Genomic DNA, 15,312 nt, shown 5'->3' with positions numbered 1-15,312 from the left:
GCCCGACCTTGAGCACGGCTCAGTCGCTCGGAGGGCTTCGCGATGGCTGAACCGTGCTCAAGGTGGGACTTTGAGGAACCCGAAAGCGCGGCACAGTCCGGCACGACGACGTACCCGGGCTTGATGCCGAGCTTCGCCCGTGTCTGGGCGGATCGGCGGCGTATCGGGCGGGACCGATCGACAGGATGTCTCCCGCTCGGGCCGCTCGGGCGGGCAAAATCCAGGCGCAGGCCGCGGGCATGGTGATCCGGCGAGCGTGAGACATCCTGTCGGTCGGTACCTCTTCGGCCTGACACAACGCGCCGGCGACGCCTCTTGGGCGAGCTGTCGCCCGATGTCGCCAACTTGGGGCCGAGCGCAGCTAGGGCTTGCGGGCAAGCAGCGCGAACGAGTTCGGCAGACGCCCTTCCCACGCAGCCGCTTCCTGGCCGACCGGCTTCCAGAACGGCTGCGGGTACTCCTCGAGCACGCTGAGCTCCAGCCCGGCGGCGACGACCGCCGTGACGATCTGCCCGAGCGTCCACTGCCATTCCTGCGCGCCGTTCGCGGGATAGGTGTCGTTGATGTGCGAATCGGCGAAGTAGCTGCGATCCGGCCGAATGCTGATTTCGTTCTCGTCCCACCCCCAGAGCGGGACCGCCGGATGCGCCTCGTACACGAACAGCTGCCCGCCGGGCTTCAGCAGCTCGACCACACCCCGCGCCCAGGCATCGAGGTCCCGCATCCAGATCAGCGCCCCCTTGCCCGTATAGACGAGATCAGCCACCCCCGGCTTCAACGGCGCCCCAGGCACTTCAGCCACCACGTAGTACGCCGGTACGCCGAGCTCCCGCGCCCGCCGCTGAGCCGCCGACGCCGCGGTGACGCTGTAGTCCACCGCCACCACTCGGCTCGCTCCTGCAGCAACCAGGTCGATGTCGTCCAGCCCGTGTCCACTCTGCAGGTGCACGACGACCGGCCGCTCCCGCAGTACCGGCTCGAGCAGCCTCAGCTCGTCAGCGTTCAGCGACTCGTGGCGCGAGGCCCGCGCCAGCAGTTCGTCGTACTCCCGCACATGCTTCTGAGACGCCTGCTCCCAAACAGCCCTGTTCCGCGCAACGTCGATGTCCACCCGCCCGATCATTCCCTGGGGCCTCGTGGATGGATACACCTTTTAGGTGTGGACGCCGTCCAGGGCGATCTTCAGGACCCGCTCGCGTTGGGCGTCGTCGACGAAACCGGCCGCGGTCAGGCCGCTGACCATGCGGAGCAGGTCGTCGAAGGCGATGTCGGTCCGGGCCTCGCCCGCGGCCTGGGCGCGCTCGAACAGCGGCGTACCGGCGGCGTACATCGCCTCGCGCGCCGTCGTGAACATCGCGGAGTCGCGGTTGAGCGCCTCGATGACCGCGCGCTTCGTCGCGGCGTACTGGACGAAGCGTTCGAGCCAGCTGGTCAGCGCCTCCCACGGCGGCAGGTCGGCGACGTCGTCGGCGGCCGCGCAGAGCTCCTCGACCTCGCCGAAGTAGACCGCCTCGAAGAGGTCCTGGCGGGTCGGGAAGTTGCGGTAGAGCGTGCCGATGCCGACGCCGGCGCGGCGGGCGATCTCCTCCAGGGAGGCGCCGGTGCCCTGCTCGGCGAAGGTGTCGCGGGCGGCGGTCAGCAGGGCGTCGAAGTTGCGGCGCGCGTCGGCCCGCTGCGGGCGCTTCACCGCGGCGGCCAGCCCGCTGCGTGGAGTCTGGGTCACCTCGATCACCTTAATTGACTAGAACCGGAGGGAGGCCTCCGGTATAGTGGAGGCATGCCTCAACTTTACCACCGGAAAACGACGTCCCCACGGCTGACGCTGGCCGTGCTGGCGACCGTCGTGGCCGCGTTCTCCATGTTGCAGTCGCTGGTGACCCCGGCGCTGCCTGTGATGCAACACGACCTGCACACCTCGGCGAGCACGGTCACCTGGGTGTTCACGGCCCTCCTCCTCTCGGTCTCGGTGGCGACCCCGCTGCTCGGCCGGATCGGCGACATGGTCGGCAAGGAACGCACCCTGCTGATCGGCCTGGTCGCCCTCGCGGTCGGTTGTCTGCTCGCCGCGCTCGCGCCCAACATCGGCGTACTGATCGCCGCCCGGGTGATCCAGGGCCTCGGCGGCGCGGTGTTCCCGCTGTCGTTCGGCATCATCCGCGACGAGTTCCCCGCCGAGCGCGTCCCGTCCGTGGTCGGCATCGTGTCGGCCGTCATCGCCGCCGGCGGTGGGCTCGGCATCGTCCTGGCCGGCCCGATCGTCGAGGCGCTCGGCTGGCGCTGGCTGTTCTGGATCCCGCTGATCGTCGTCTCGATCGCGGCGGTTCTCGTACGCCGGTTCGTGCCGGAGTCGCCCCATCGCGTCCCCGGCCGGATCGACTGGCTGGCCGCCGCGCTGCTGTCGACCTGGCTGATCGCGCTCCTGCTGCCGCTGAGCATGGGCCGCTCGTGGGGCTGGGCCTCTGTACGGACGATCGGGCTGTTCCTTGCGGCCGTCGTACTGGCTGGTGCGTGGATCGCCGTCGAGCTGCGCTCGAAGAACCCGCTGATCGACATGCGCATGATGCGCATCCCCGCCGTGTGGACGACGAACATGGTCGCGCTGCTCTTCGGCGCCGCGATGTTCGCGGTCTACGCCTTCGTCCCGCAGTTCCTGCAGATCCCCAAGGAGGCGGGCTTCGGCTTCGGCTCGACGGTCACCCAGGCGGGCCTGCTGATGCTCCCGATGCTCGTCACGATGGCTGTAGCCGGCTTCCTCAGTGGCCCGATGGCTCCCCGCTTCAGCGTCAAGGCCCAGGTCATCTGGGGCTCCTTCCTCAGCCTGATCGCCTCGGTCCTCTTCGCGAGCTTCCACGACGCGACCTGGCAGATCGCCCTCTCCACCGCCATCTTCGGCCTAGGGCTGGGCCTGGCCTACGCGTCGATGACCAGCCTCATCGTGCAAAACGTCCCCCGAGAACAAACCGGCGCGGCCACCGGCATGAACGCCAACATCCGCACCATCGGCGGCGGCATCGGTACGGCGGTCGCGAGCTCCATCATCACCGCCCACGTCCAACCCTCAGGCCTCCCCGCCGAAGCAGGCTTCACCGACACGTTCATCCTCCTGTCCGCCTTCTCCGCGGTGGCTGTCCTACTGGCCCTCGCCATCCCCGCCGCCCACCGCTCCCAGCCCGCGGCCCCAGACCCGCTGCTGGAGGAGCTGGTCCGCTAGCTCCCAGTGCTTGACCGGTCCCTTGTTTCACCACTGACGCGATGTACGGCACCAGTGGTGAAACAAGGCGTTAGTCGCCGGCGGCCCGGGCTGATTGGGCAGCTGTCCGGGAGTCCTGTCCCTGGGCATCTAGGCTGAGGGGATGAAGCTTCCGCATCCGTTGACCGGTGAGCTCTTCGAGAGTCCGGTGCCGCCGGGGACTGGGTGGCCTGAGGATCCGGCTGTACGGCGGACGCCGGTGGCGCACGGGCCGGGTGAGGTTGTGGAGCTGGCTCGGACGGACAGCTTGGGGGAGCTGGAGGCTCGGGTCTCGGTGTGTGGGGCCTGTCCTCGGTTGGTGGAGTGGCGGGAGGACGTGGCTCGGGTCAAGCGGAAGTCGTTTGCTGATCAGCCGTACTGGGGGCGGCCGATTGCTGGGTGGGGAGCGACTGAGCCGAAGATTGTGATTGCTGGGTTGGCGCCTGCGGCCAATGGAGGGAACAGGACGGGGCGGGTGTTCACGGGGGATCGGTCGGGGGACTGGTTGTTTGCTTCGCTTTACCGGGTGGGGCTGGCGAATCAGCCGACCAGTGAGCACGCTGGGGACGGGCTGGAGTTGAGGCACGCGCGGATGATCGCGGCTGTGCGGTGTGCGCCGCCGGCCAACAAGCCGACGCCGGAGGAGCGGGATACCTGCAACCCCTGGTTCCGGCGGGAGCTGGAGTTGGTGCTGCCGACGACGAAGGTGATCGTTTGCTTGGGGAAGTTCGGGTTCGACGTGCTGCTCAACGCGCTCCAGGGCCTGGGGGCCACGAAGCCGAAAGCGAAGTTCGGGCACGGGGTTGAGTACGTCGTACCGGTCCAAGGGCGCGAGGTGACGGTGATGGGGAGTTTTCATCCGAGTCAGCAGAACACCTTCACCGGGCGGCTGACCGAACAGATGCAGGACGAGATCCTGGCGCGGGCGATGACTCTGTCGGGTGTGCAGGCCGCACAATAAGGCTCATGGGTCCCTCTCAGGAGTGAAGTTCCGGTGGGTGAGATCACCCGTTCGGGGGTTTGTGAAAGTTTTCACGAGCGCGTAACCTGAAGGGGACATGAAGTCGAGTTCGCACTCAGGGAGAGTGAGCGACATGACAGCCCAGGTACCGCACATCCTTGTCGTCGGAGGCGGTTACGTCGGGATGTACACCGCGTACGGCCTGCGCAAGGCCGCCCGGCGGGGCAAGATCCGGGTCACCGTGGTCGACCCCCGGTCGGTGATGACCTACCAGCCGTTCCTGCCCGAGGCGGCGGCCGGCTCGGTGGAGCCGCGGCACGTCGTCGTGCCGCTGCGCAAGACGCTCAAGGGCTGCCGGGTCGTCACCGGCCGCGTGACCTCCATCGACCACGCGCACAAGGTCGCCAAGGTGATGCCCGAGGAGGGCCCGGACTACGAGCTGGCCTACGACCAGATCGTGGTCGCGCTCGGTTCGATCGCGCGCACGCTGCCGATCCCGGGGCTGGCCGAGGAGGCGACCGGGTTCAAGAACGTCGAAGAGGCGATCGCGCTGCGCAACAAGGTGCTGGACCGGCTCGACGTCGCCGCGTCCCAGCCCGACCCGGCGCTGCGCAAGGCCGCGCTGACCTTCGTGTTCGTCGGCGGCGGGTACGCCGGGGTCGAGGCGTTCGCGGAGCTGGAGGACATGGCCCGCTACGCCACCCGGTACTACGACAACATCGAGCCCGAGGACATGCGCTGGGTCCTGGTCGAGGCGACCAACCGGATCCTGCCCGAGGTCGGCCCGGAGCTCGGCCAGTACACGGTCGATGTACTGCGCAAGCGCAACATGGACATCAAGCTCGAGACGCGGCTGGAGTCCTGCGAGAAGGGCCGCGTGATCCTGAGCGACGGCGAGGAGTTCGACGCCGACACGATCGTGTGGACCGCCGGCGTGAAGGCCAACCCGCAGCTCGCGAAGACCGACTTCCCGCTGGACGAGAAGGGCCGGGTCAAGTGCCGGGCCGATCTGCGGATCGAGGGCCTGGACGACGCCTGGTCGGCCGGCGACAACGCCGCCGTACCGGACCTGACGTCGGAGACCGGTGCGTACTGCGCGCCGAACGCGCAGCACGCCGTACGGCAGGCGAACCGCCTCGCGGCGAACATCCTGCGCGTCGTCGACGGGCAGGAGCCGCAGGACTACAAGCACAAGTACGTCGGATCGGTCGCGAGCCTCGGCCTGCACAAGGGCGTCGCCCAGCTGTACGGCGTGAAGGTGAAGGGCTGGCCGGCCTGGTTCCTGCACCGGACCTACCACGTGTCCCGCGTCCCCACCTTCAACCGCAAGGCCCGCGTCATCCTCGACTGGACCCTCGCGCTGTTCTTCCGCCGCGAGGTGACCAGCCTCGGCAGCCTGCAGATGCCGAACGAGGAGTTCCGCCGGGCGACGAACTCCTAGTGGTCGACGGGAGCGGTTCCCCAGGAAGTGGGAGCCGCTCCCATCCGTACGTCGATCCGCCCGCCCTTCGTGATGAACGACTCCGGCAGCCAGGACTCGGCCCGCTGACGCCCGTTGAGGGACAGCGAATCGACGTACTGGTTGGTGTCTGAGGTCCGCGGCGCGTTCACAGTCAGCCGTACGCCGTTGCTGCGCTTGATCTCCACCTTCGGGAACAGCGGGCTGCCGACCAGCAACTCGGCGCGCCCGGGCGTCTGCGGGAAGAGACCGATCGCGGTGAACACGTACCAGGCCGAGAGCGTGCCCAGGTCGTCGTTGCCGGGTAGGCCCGACGGGCCCACGCCGTACACGGTGTCGACGATCTCGCGGGTGGTCGCCTGCGTCTTCCAGGCCTCGCCGAGTCCGTTGTAGAGCCACGGCGTGTGCAGGCCGGGCTCGTTCGTCGGGTCGTAGCGCAGCGGGCTGCCGCCCTTGACCGCCCAGTTGCCGGCCTCGTCGTGGAAGAAGGCGTCCAACCTGGGGATCGCCTGCCCGTTCATCGCGGTGGCGAGGCCGGCGACGCCCTGCGGGACCATCCACGTGTACGTCGCACTGGAGCCCTGCGCGAAGCCGACATCGGTCGACGGGGTGAAGCCGGGCTGCCAAGTGCCGTCGCTCAGCCGGGCGCGCTGGTAGCCGACGGCCGGGTCGAAGGTGTTCTTCCACCAGGTACCACGGTCGTTCAGCGCGGCGGCGGGCTTGCCGAGCCGCTGCGCCCACTGGCCGAGCGAGAAGTCCGCGAGCGAGTTCTCCAGCGTCTCGGCCGCGCCGCCCCAGCAGTGGCAGGCGTCCTGCGGCGCGTAGTGCTTGGCCAGATACGTGTTCAGCGCTGGTCGTTGCCCGGTGCATTGCCCGGGGCAACCACCGTCGTTCTCGGCCTCGGCGTTCTGCACGGTTGCCTGGTGCAACAGTGAGTCGTAGGCGCCGCGGGCATCGAAGTTGCGAACACCCATCGCCGCGAAGGTCGCCAGGGTCGGCGCGGCCGGGTCGCCGGTCATCACGTGGGTGGCGCCGTTGTTGTGCAGCCAGCGGTCCCAGATCCCGTTGTTCTGCTGGGCGAACTGGTACATCGACTGGGCGAAGTCGCCCGCGACGTCCGGCTTCAGCAGCGCGAGGAGCTGGATGTGCGCGCGGTACTGGTCCCAGCCGGAGAACGTTCCGTACTGCGCCTTCTGGCCGCGGGCGAGCCGGTGGATCTTCAGGTCGGTGCCGAGGTAGCGGCCGTCGACATCGTTGAAGATGTTCGGCTGCAGGTACGCGTGGTAGAGCGCGGTGTAGAAGGTGGTCCGCTGGGCGTCGGTGCCGCCGGTGATCTTGACGTCCTCGAGCTGCGTGTTCCACGCCCGGTAGCCGTCGGCGGCGACCTTGTCGACGGTCGCTCGCGGCTGGAGCTCGGTGGCAAGGTTGCGCTCGGCACCGGCCAGGCTCACGTACGAGATGCCGATCCGCGTCCGGACCTTGGCGCCGGGCTGGAAGGTGACGTAGCCGCCCGAGCCCTTGCCGGCCCGGTCCGCGCCGGTCGCGTAGCCCTCGCCGCCGGTGGTGTGGGTGCTGCCCGGCGTCAGGGTCGCGTCCTTCCAGGTGCCATTGGCAACGATCGGCTGGTCGAAGGACGCGGTGAAGTACAGGCGGTAGTAGGTCTTGCGGTTGTTGGTCCCGCCGTTCGCGCGGCGGCCGCAGAACGCGCCGGTGAGCACCGAGCCGGTGACCTTGCGGTGCTTGGCGTCGATGGTGATCTCGGCGTCCTCGCTGCCGTTGAGCGAGTTCGACGTACGGAAGAGCAGGTTCGCGGGGTGGTCCGCCGGGAAGGTGAAGTCGCCGAGGCCGGTGCGCGTGGTGACTGCGAGATCGGTCTGTACGCCGCTGTCGAGCTTCACCGAGTAGCGGCCGGGCTTCGCGACCTCGTCGGCGTGACTGAAGTTGCTCGCGTACTTGGCGTCCTTCGTGTCCGCGGTCGGCGAGGAGTCGACGGCACCGGCGTACGGGAGGATCGGTACGTCGCCGGCCGCGCCCGGGTTGCAGCCGGCGCCGTTGACGTGGGTCAGGCTGAAGCCGCGAACGCGCGTCGTGTCGTACTGGTAGCCGTTCGCCGCGCCGGTGCTGGTCTGGTCGCCGCGGGTGCTGGTCGGGCTCCACGAGATCATGCCGAACGGGCGGACCGCGCCGGGCCAGGTGTTGCCGTCGCGGGCCGAACCGATCAGCGGGTCGACGGACGCGGCGGGATCGAAGCGGCCGGTCGCGACGGCAGGCTGCGGGATCGCCGCGGACGGCTGAGCCTCGATCGGCGGCCGGGCCTGGGCCGGGAGTGCGGGCAGGAGCAGAGCCAGACCGGTGACGGCGGCAACGACGCGGCGCATGGGGAACCTTCCGTGGGGCGGACGGACCTCCTCAGGCTAAACCGGAACAGTGACGTACGGGTGATCAGCGGCTGTCGTCCAGGAAACCGGCGTCGTGCACGAGCAGCGCGATCTGCACCCGGTTGTTCAGGTCGAGCTTGGTCAGGATCCGGGACACGTGCGTCTTGACCGTCGGGATGCTCAGGTAGAGCGTCGCGCTGATCTCGGCGTTCGACTTGCCCTCGCCGACCGCGACGGCGATCTCCCGCTCGCGGTCATTCAGCCCTTCCAGCCGGGTGGCCGCGCGGTTCTTGCGCTGGTCCTGGCCGGACGCCGCGACCCGGCTGATCAGCCGTTTGGTCACCGCCGGCGACAGCACCGGCTGGCCGTTCGCGACCCGGCGTACGGACTCGACGATCTCGCCCGGGGGAGTGTCCTTGAGGATGAACCCGGCCGCGCCCGCGCGGAGCGCGCGCAGTACGTGCTCGTCGGCGTCGAACGTGGTCAGGATGACGATCTCCGGCGCCCCCGGCCGGGACCGCACCGACTCGGTCGCGGTCAGGCCGTCGATCCCGGGCATCCGGATGTCCATCAGGACGACGTCCGGGTGCTCGCGGTCGATCAGCGCCTGCACGCCGGCGCCGTCGTCGGCCTCGGCGACCACCCGGATGTCCGGCGCGCCGCCCAGCATCATCTTGAGCCCGGCACGCAGCAACGGATCGTCGTCGACGATCACCACACGGATGGTCATGGGGCCTCCCGGCCTGGACTGAGGAGCGAAGCGACTGAAGCGACGAGGGAAGGGCGGGAGTTAAAGCCCCATGACCCGCGGCGCCGGAGGCGACGCCAAAAGCACAGTCATGAGGGCCACGGTAACCAGGCAGAGAGTCGGAAGTCTCCCTCTGGCGTGTGTCCGTGCTCGAGTCGGCCCTCGACCAGGGCCGCTCGTTCGCGCAGACCCTTGAGTCCTTGGCCCTGGTCTCCGGGCCTGACCTTCGGTGCAGGGTTGCTCACGTCAACGGTCAGACCGTTGCCTGGAGCCCCGGTCACCCGGATCCGGACCGCTTGATCCGGGGCGTGCTTCATCGCGTTGGTCAGCCCTTCCTGCACGATCCGGTACGCCGTACGCCCGACGTGCTCGGGCAGCGAGCCCGGCGCGTCCAGCTCCAGTTCCACCGGTACGCCGGCCCGCTGGGCGCCCTCGACCAGGACCGGGAGGTCGCCGAACGTCGGCTGCGGAAGCTCGCCGACGGGCGCCCGCAGTACGCCGATCACCTCGCGCAAGTCCTGCAACGCCTGGTGCGCGCTCGACCGGATGATCTCCGCGGCGCCGGCGATTTCCTCGGTCGACGCGTCCGGCCGGTACGCGAGCGCGCCGGCGTGCACGCTGAGCAGCGACAGACGATGCCCGAGTACGTCGTGCATCTCGCGCGCGATCTCCTCGCGGGCCCGCAGCTGCCCCTGCTCGGCTTCGAGGCGGGCAACGCTCTCGGCTCGCTCGGCGCGCTCCCGGAGCGTCTGCAGCAGCTGGCGGCGCGAGCGGATGTAGGAGCCCCAGCCCACGGCGGCGATGTAGAGGGGGACAGCCGTGGCGTACACCAGGACGGGCGGATCCGTGGTCTCGCGGACGATCGAGTAGAGGATCACGCTGACGACGCTCACCGCGCCGACCAGGAGCGTCACCCGGAGCTGGAAGTAGACGGCCACGGTCATGGCGAAGATCAGTGCCGCGACGCCGCCCGTCTCGGAGTAGACCGTCACCGCGGCGGCCAGCACCGCCAGCTGGATCGGCCAGCGCCGGCGGAACCACAGCAGCAGGCAGAGCACGATCCCGCTCACGAAGTCCGCGAAGAACATCCACTCCGGGATCTGGTCGGCGGAGTTCTGGTCGTAGAAGATCGCGCCGACCAGCAGGGCGATCAGGAACGCGACCGAGTCCACGACCCAGTCGCGGGCACTGCGCTTGCGGGTGAGCGACCGGTCCATGTCCTGACGATAGCGAGCGGCGCGCCGCCGTACGGGGTGAATCGGCGGTCCGGATACCGAAGTCGGGGAAGGTCGAGACTTTCGGTTGGGTACGGTTCCGGCATGCTCTACCAATGCCGCGCCTCCGGCGCGGGGGCCATGGGGCTCAACTCCCGGCCTTCCCTCGTCGCTCCAGTCGCTTCGCTCCCTCCGCTCCTCAGTCCAGGCCGGGAGGCCCCATGACCCAGCTCGCAGTCACCGTCATCGGTCCGGACCGGCCCGGGATCATCGCCGACGTCACCGAGGCGCTCGCGCAGGTCGGGGTCAACCTCGAGGACTCCACGATGACGCTGCTGCGCGGGCATTTCGCGATGATGATCGTCTGTACTGGGCCGTTCGCGCCGGTCAAGGAGGCGCTCGAGCCGCTGCGGGGCGAGCTGGTGATCACGGTGCGGGAGATGGGGCCGGAGACGGCGCACGCGCCGCTGGGCGCGCCGTACCTGCTGAGTGTGCACGGCGCCGACCGGCCGGGGATCGTGTCGGCGGTGACGCGGATGATCGCGTCGGTCGGTGGAACGGTGACGGATCTGACGACGCGGCTGAGTGGGGAGCTGTACGTGCTCACGGCGGAGGTCGAGATTCCGCCGACCGCGGAGCTGCCGATGCTGCTGCGCGCGCTCGAGATCACCGCCGAGGAGCTGGGCGTCGGCGTCACGCTGCACCCTGCCGAGAGCGACGATCTGTGATCGGTCACCTGAACCAGACCCTCGCGGCGTGGTCCCCGGCGCAGCTCGGCCTGGCGGGCGACGTTCTGGAGGTCGTCCGGGCGCCGCACCCGGTGCTGGCGCTGGAGGGGGCTCCCGTCGATCCGCTCGATCCCGTGATGGTTGCCCTCGCCGCCGACCTCGTGGCGACGATGCGGGTTTCGCCTGGGTGTGTGGGGCTTGCGGCGCCGCAGGTCGGCGTCGCGGCGCAGATGTTCGCGCTGGACGTCACCGGGCATGCGAAGACGCGGACGTGCCACGGGGTTTTCGTCCTCTGCAACGCGGTCGTCGTCGAGTCGAGCCGCCGGGAGAAGGCACGGGAGGGCTGCATGTCGGTGCCGGATCTCACGGGCGACGTCAAACGCGCTACGCGGCTGACGGTTTCCGGGGTGCTGCCGGGGACCTCTGATGTCGTGACTCTGTCGACCGACGCTTTCGAGGCGCGGGCTATCCAGCACGAGATGGACCACTGCAACGGGCTGCTGTTCCTCGATCGGGTGGCCGGGGCGCATGCGGTGTATCCGCGAAAGGTCTACCGCTGAGCCTGCTCGCCGGGTAAGGATTCGCCATGGCGACTTTCAACCGGTCGGACGATCTTCGGGGCGCGCGCTTCGCCGGCGCCGACCTGCAGGGCGCGCGTTTCGTCGAAACGGACCTGTCCGAGGTGGTGATGCGCGGCGTGGAAATCCGCGACGGCGACATCGACGCCCCCTGGCTGAGCACACTCCGCGTCAACGGCATCGACGTCGCACCGTACGTCGAAGCCGAACTCGACAAACGCTTCCCCGGCCGCGAACTCCGCCGAGCCTCAACCCCCGAAGACCTCCGCGAAGCCTGGACCGCACTCGAACGCACCTGGTCAGCAACCCTCACCCGCGCCGCCGCCCTTCCCGCCGGCTCGGTCGACATCTCCATCGACGGCGAGTGGTCCTTCGCTCAAACCCTCCGTCACCTGATCCTCGCCACCAACACCTGGCTCGGCCGAGGCATCCTCGGGGTCGAGCAGCCGTTCCACCCCCTCGGCCTCGCAGACACCGGCGCCGCCGAGGAGGGGCTCGACCTCAGCCTGTTCGTCGCAGGCACTCCGGCGTACGAGGAAGTCCTGAAGGCCCGCGCCGACCACGTCGCGATGGTCCGCGACTACATCGCCACGGCGACGTCCGAGTCCCTGCAGGTCGCCCGCAAGAACCCGCATGCGCCGCAGTATCCGGAGACCACACTCTCTTGCCTGCAGGTGATCTTGGAGGAGGAGTGGGAACACCACCGGTACGCCGTTCGCGACCTTGATGCCCTCGCCACCTGATGGTTGTGGGCGCCAACGACGGTACCTAGCGACAGGAGGTCTCCTTCCAGGGTGCTCCGCCAACCCGGCGATGACGCCTGAATCCCCTGCACCCAGGACGCCTCGGCCGGACACGTCCTGTTGGTCGGTACCCTTCGCGGATCCGGAGCTCGACGCCCTGGCGTCTGCCAACGCGCCCCGACCGAACGCGAGCGAACTGCAACCAGAACTGCAACCGCGTTGCCTCAGCCGGATACCTGGCCGATCAAGTGCTGGTCAGGCGCACCACAGTGCTGGAACGGTGCATCCCGTGGAGAAGGGAGCCATGGATGGCGCAACACCACCGATTGAGTTTCTGACCGACGGTCGGACCTACGAGCCGACCGGACGGCGCTCCGATGAGTTCGTCGTTGTGTTCGGCACCTTGGTCAGCGGGCCGTCGGCTCCCCCTCCGGCTCGTTGGTGGTGGAATTCTCAGCCGAGTTGACGAGGCAGGACGGCACAAGCTTCCTCGTCGAGGATGCGCATGTGGACTATCCGATCGCCGACGAGTCGCCGGAAGAAGGGCCTTTCGTCCTCCTGCGGGGGATACGCGCGGTCGACGTGTCTGCCGGGACCTCGATCGTCTCCCACGGCTGCCGGCGGTAGCTGGGCCGAGGAAGGTGCGGCGCTAAGCCGGGGTGGATGGAGCGGGCGTAGTAGCGCGCTGACGACCGTAGCGACGAAGGAAGCGCGCAGGGAGCGCGCGTGGGTTTGGCCGGTGCCGGGTGGGACTCGAACCCCTAGGCCTCGCGGAGGTGGGGTGTGGACTCGATTGGGGAGGTGTTCGGAGCCGGTCAGGCCGGGTGGTAGCCCCCGCGGTAGCGCGGAACCGCGTGCGGAGCACGCGTGGGCTGGATCGGGTGCCCGGGACGGGATTCGAACCCGTACAACCTTTCGGTTTGCGAGGTTTAAGCTCGCTGCGTCTGCCGTTCCGCCACCCGGGCCGGGGTGCGCAGGGACTGACGATACAAGCTGGTACGGCGGTTCGGGGCTGTTCGGGTGTTGAATCGGCGGCATGACTGATGCTGACCGGGAGACGCTGCGGGCGTTGGCTGATGAGGGGAACGAGAAGGCGCTGGATCGGCTGGCGGAGTTGGCTGACCAGGGTGGGGATCTGGTCGAGCTGAGTGAGCTGCTCGACGAGGGGTCTGAGCGGGCGGGGGAGTTGCTGACTCGGCGGGCGGCTGAGCGGAAGGACCTGGTCGAGCTGCAGCGGATTGCCGACGCCGGATACGACGAGGCGGGCGACGTGCTGAACCGGCTGCTGGACAGTTGAGTGGCGCGGATCTTGGTGACGGGGATGTCGGGGACCGGGAAGTCGACGGTGCTGCGGGTGTTGGCGGGGCGGGGGCACAAGGTCGTGGACACCGATGCCGGCGAGTGGTGCGAGTGGACGACCGACGAGCAGGGGAACAGGGAGTGGGGTTGGCGGGCTGAGGCGATCAACCAGTTGCTTGACCAGCACGAGGACCTGTTTGTTGCTGGGTGCGAGAGCAATCAGGGCGAGTTCTACCCGAGGTTCGACAAGGTCGTGCTGTTGAGTGCGCCGGTTGAGGTGATGCTGCAGCGGATCGATCAGCGTAAGGACAACCCGTACGGGAAGTCCGCTGAGGAGCGGGCGCTGGTGCTGATGCATCTCGAGGTCGTGGAGCCGCTGCTGCGGGCGTCGGCGGATGTGGAGATCGACACGTCGGGGCCGCTCGAAGGAGTCGTGGATCGGCTCCGGATGCTGGCCGGCTATTGATCCAGATATGTGGATCGTTCTAGTATTGCGGATTATCGGAGCGCGACGAGAGGACGGTCATGGCTGAGGTGCTGTTGTTTCATCACTCGCAGGGGCTGACGGACGGCGTGAAGGCGTTCGCCAATCACTTGAGCGCGGCGGGGCACGTGGTGCACACGCCGGATCTGTTCGAGGGGCGGACGTTCGGGTCGGTTCCGGAGGGGATGGCGTACGTCAAGAGTGTCGGGTTCGGGGAGATCGCCGCGCGGGGGGTGAAAACCGCCGAGACGCTGCCGAACGAGCTCGTGTACGCCGGGTTCTCGCTGGGCGTCGTACCGGCGCAGCAGCTCGCGCAGACCCGGAAGGGCGCGCGGGGCGCGCTGTTCTTCGACTCGGCGTTGCCCGTGGAGGAGTTCGGGAGCTGGCCCCAAGGACTCCCGGTCCAGATCCACGCGATGGACAAGGACGAGTTCTACCTCGAGGACGCCGACGCGGCGAAGGCTCTGGTCGCGGAGGGCGCCGAGCTCTTCCTGTACGACGGCGACCAGCACCTCTTCGCCGACAGCTCCCTCCCCTCGTACGACGAACAAGCCGCCCAGCTCGTGATCGAGCGCGTCCTGAAGTTCCTCGACGGACGCTAGTCACATTTCCCCAGCGGGATCCGTCGCACCTGTGAGACCCCGAGAAGCGGGGGCGAGGCGATGGAGACCGAGATGATTCTGGTGACTGGCGGGACGGGCACGCTGGGGCGCAAGGTGGTCCGCGGGCTGCTGGACGCGGGCCGCGACGTGCGCGTGCTGAGCCGCAACGCCAAGGCGCCGTACGACGGCGTGCAGGTCGTGGTCGGTGACCTGGAGACCGGTGACGGCGTCGACAAGGCTGTGCACGGCGTCGAGATCGTCGTGCACTGCGCGGGATCGGCGAAGGGTGACGACGAGAAGGCGAAGCACCTGGTCGCGGCGGCGGTTCCGGCCGGCGTGCGGCACATCGTCAACATCTCCGTCGTCGGCGCGAACACGCTCCCGGTGGTCAGCGGCCTGGACCAGAAGATGTTCGGCTACTTCGCCGGCAAGCGTGGCGCGGAGCTGATCATCGAGCAGTCCGGGATCCCGTGGACCAACCTGCGCGCGACGCAGTTCCACGAGCTGACGTTCACCGTGGCCGAGCAGCTGGCCAAACTGCCGGTCGTGCCCGCGCCGAGCGGGTTCAAGATCCAGCCGGTCGACGCGCAGGCAGTGGCGGAGCGGCTGGTAGAGCTCGCCACCGAAGCGCCGCAGGGCCAGGTCGAGGACATCGCCGGGCCGCGGGTCTACACGTTCAAGGAGATGGTGAAGGTCTACCTGCAGGCGGTCGGCAAGCGGCGGCCGATGCTGCCGATGCACACCCCGGGCAAGGCGGCCGCGGCGTACCGGGCCGGCGCGAACCTGTCCCCGGGCCGCGGGACCGGCCGCACCTGGGAGGACTTCGTGAAGGCAGCGATCGAACAGTGAAGGCCTGGTGGAAAAGCTCCGCGGATGGTCCGGCCGCGCA

Annotated in this window: 15 protein-coding genes and 1 tRNA gene; 10 read left to right on the top strand and 6 right to left on the bottom strand. The window is 68.8% G+C overall.

From position 1 onward, the window contains the following. Positions 1–361 precede the first annotated feature (361 nt). Both ACLQ2O_RS22035 and ACLQ2O_RS22030 read right to left on the bottom strand, forming a co-directional pair. Entirely contained in the window at positions 362–1,111 is a 750-nt protein-coding gene (locus tag ACLQ2O_RS22035; protein ID WP_425834290.1) for a class I SAM-dependent methyltransferase, read from the bottom strand. A gap of 42 nt (positions 1,112–1,153) precedes the next feature. Beyond that, a complete protein-coding gene (locus ACLQ2O_RS22030; RefSeq protein ID WP_425834288.1) occupies positions 1,154–1,723 on the bottom strand; it encodes a TetR/AcrR family transcriptional regulator in 570 nt (189 codons plus the stop codon). Between the two features lie 54 nt (positions 1,724–1,777). Between ACLQ2O_RS22030 and ACLQ2O_RS22025 the strand changes: the two genes are divergently transcribed. The 3 genes from ACLQ2O_RS22025 (at position 1,778) to ACLQ2O_RS22015 (ending at position 5,631) form a co-directional block, all read left to right on the top strand. Further along, positions 1,778–3,211, top strand: a complete 1,434-nt coding sequence (locus ACLQ2O_RS22025) for an MFS transporter (protein ID WP_425834286.1) — start codon at positions 1,778–1,780, stop codon at positions 3,209–3,211. A gap of 142 nt (positions 3,212–3,353) precedes the next feature. Next, a complete protein-coding gene (locus ACLQ2O_RS22020) occupies positions 3,354–4,190 on the top strand; it encodes a uracil-DNA glycosylase (RefSeq protein ID WP_425834284.1) in 837 nt (278 codons plus the stop codon). Positions 4,191–4,323: 133 nt separating this feature from the next. Then, positions 4,324–5,631 (top strand): NAD(P)/FAD-dependent oxidoreductase, encoded by a 1,308-nt coding sequence (locus tag ACLQ2O_RS22015; RefSeq protein ID WP_425834282.1) that lies wholly within the window; start codon positions 4,324–4,326, stop codon positions 5,629–5,631. Here ACLQ2O_RS22015 and ACLQ2O_RS22010 read toward each other — a convergent pair. The 3 genes from ACLQ2O_RS22010 to ACLQ2O_RS22000 all read right to left on the bottom strand — a co-directional run bounded on the left by ACLQ2O_RS22010 (position 5,628) and on the right by ACLQ2O_RS22000 (position 9,992). Then, positions 5,628–8,027, bottom strand: a complete 2,400-nt coding sequence (locus tag ACLQ2O_RS22010) for a GH92 family glycosyl hydrolase (protein ID WP_425834280.1) — start codon at positions 8,025–8,027, stop codon at positions 5,628–5,630. The genes ACLQ2O_RS22015 and ACLQ2O_RS22010 overlap by 4 nt on opposite strands. Positions 8,028–8,091: 64 nt before the next feature. Further along, entirely contained in the window at positions 8,092–8,757 is a 666-nt protein-coding gene (locus ACLQ2O_RS22005; protein WP_425834278.1) for a response regulator, read from the bottom strand. 107 nt (positions 8,758–8,864) lie between these two features. Further along, entirely contained in the window at positions 8,865–9,992 is a 1,128-nt protein-coding gene (locus tag ACLQ2O_RS22000) for a sensor histidine kinase (RefSeq protein ID WP_425834276.1), read from the bottom strand. 218 nt (positions 9,993–10,210) lie between these two features. Here ACLQ2O_RS22000 and ACLQ2O_RS21995 point away from each other — a divergent pair, with 218 nt between their 5' ends. Genes ACLQ2O_RS21995 through ACLQ2O_RS21985 form a run of 3 tightly spaced genes read left to right on the top strand, consistent with a single transcriptional unit; the run spans position 10,211 to position 12,038 of the window. After that, positions 10,211–10,717: a glycine cleavage system protein R gene (locus ACLQ2O_RS21995; protein ID WP_425834274.1), complete on the top strand. Its 507-nt coding sequence runs from the start codon at positions 10,211–10,213 to the stop codon at positions 10,715–10,717. Then, on the top strand, positions 10,714–11,277 hold the full coding sequence (locus ACLQ2O_RS21990; protein ID WP_425834272.1) for a peptide deformylase: 564 nt from the start codon (positions 10,714–10,716) through the stop codon (positions 11,275–11,277). Before ACLQ2O_RS21995 ends, ACLQ2O_RS21990 begins: the two co-directional genes overlap by 4 nt. A gap of 26 nt (positions 11,278–11,303) precedes the next feature. Then, positions 11,304–12,038, top strand: coding sequence for a DinB family protein (locus tag ACLQ2O_RS21985; protein ID WP_425834270.1), 735 nt, complete (start codon positions 11,304–11,306; stop codon positions 12,036–12,038). 882 nt (positions 12,039–12,920) lie between these two features. Here the strand turns inward: ACLQ2O_RS21985 and ACLQ2O_RS21980 are convergent. Further along, positions 12,921–13,003, bottom strand: a tRNA-Leu gene (locus tag ACLQ2O_RS21980). Positions 13,004–13,074: 71 nt separating this feature from the next. On the opposite strand from ACLQ2O_RS21980, the gene ACLQ2O_RS21975 reads away from it, so the two are divergent. The 4 genes from ACLQ2O_RS21975 to ACLQ2O_RS21960 all read left to right on the top strand — a co-directional run bounded on the left by ACLQ2O_RS21975 (position 13,075) and on the right by ACLQ2O_RS21960 (position 15,272). Further along, complete coding sequence (locus ACLQ2O_RS21975) at positions 13,075–13,335, top strand: hypothetical protein (RefSeq protein WP_425834268.1); 261 nt, start codon at positions 13,075–13,077, stop codon at positions 13,333–13,335. Then, positions 13,336–13,803, top strand: a complete 468-nt coding sequence (locus ACLQ2O_RS21970; protein WP_425834266.1) for an AAA family ATPase — start codon at positions 13,336–13,338, stop codon at positions 13,801–13,803. It abuts the gene before it with no gap. A 59-nt stretch (positions 13,804–13,862) separates the two neighbouring features. Further along, positions 13,863–14,423, top strand: a complete 561-nt coding sequence (locus tag ACLQ2O_RS21965; protein WP_425834264.1) for a dienelactone hydrolase family protein — start codon at positions 13,863–13,865, stop codon at positions 14,421–14,423. Positions 14,424–14,495: 72 nt separating this feature from the next. Further along, a complete protein-coding gene (locus ACLQ2O_RS21960; RefSeq protein WP_425834262.1) occupies positions 14,496–15,272 on the top strand; it encodes an SDR family oxidoreductase in 777 nt (258 codons plus the stop codon). Positions 15,273–15,312 lie beyond the last annotated feature (40 nt).

This window comes from Kribbella sp. DT2 (assembly GCF_049844575.1).
Lineage (GTDB): Bacteria > Actinomycetota > Actinomycetes > Propionibacteriales > Kribbellaceae > Kribbella.
The sequence above is the reverse complement of the archived record's forward strand: the minus strand, read 5'-3'. Positions and strand labels throughout refer to the sequence as shown.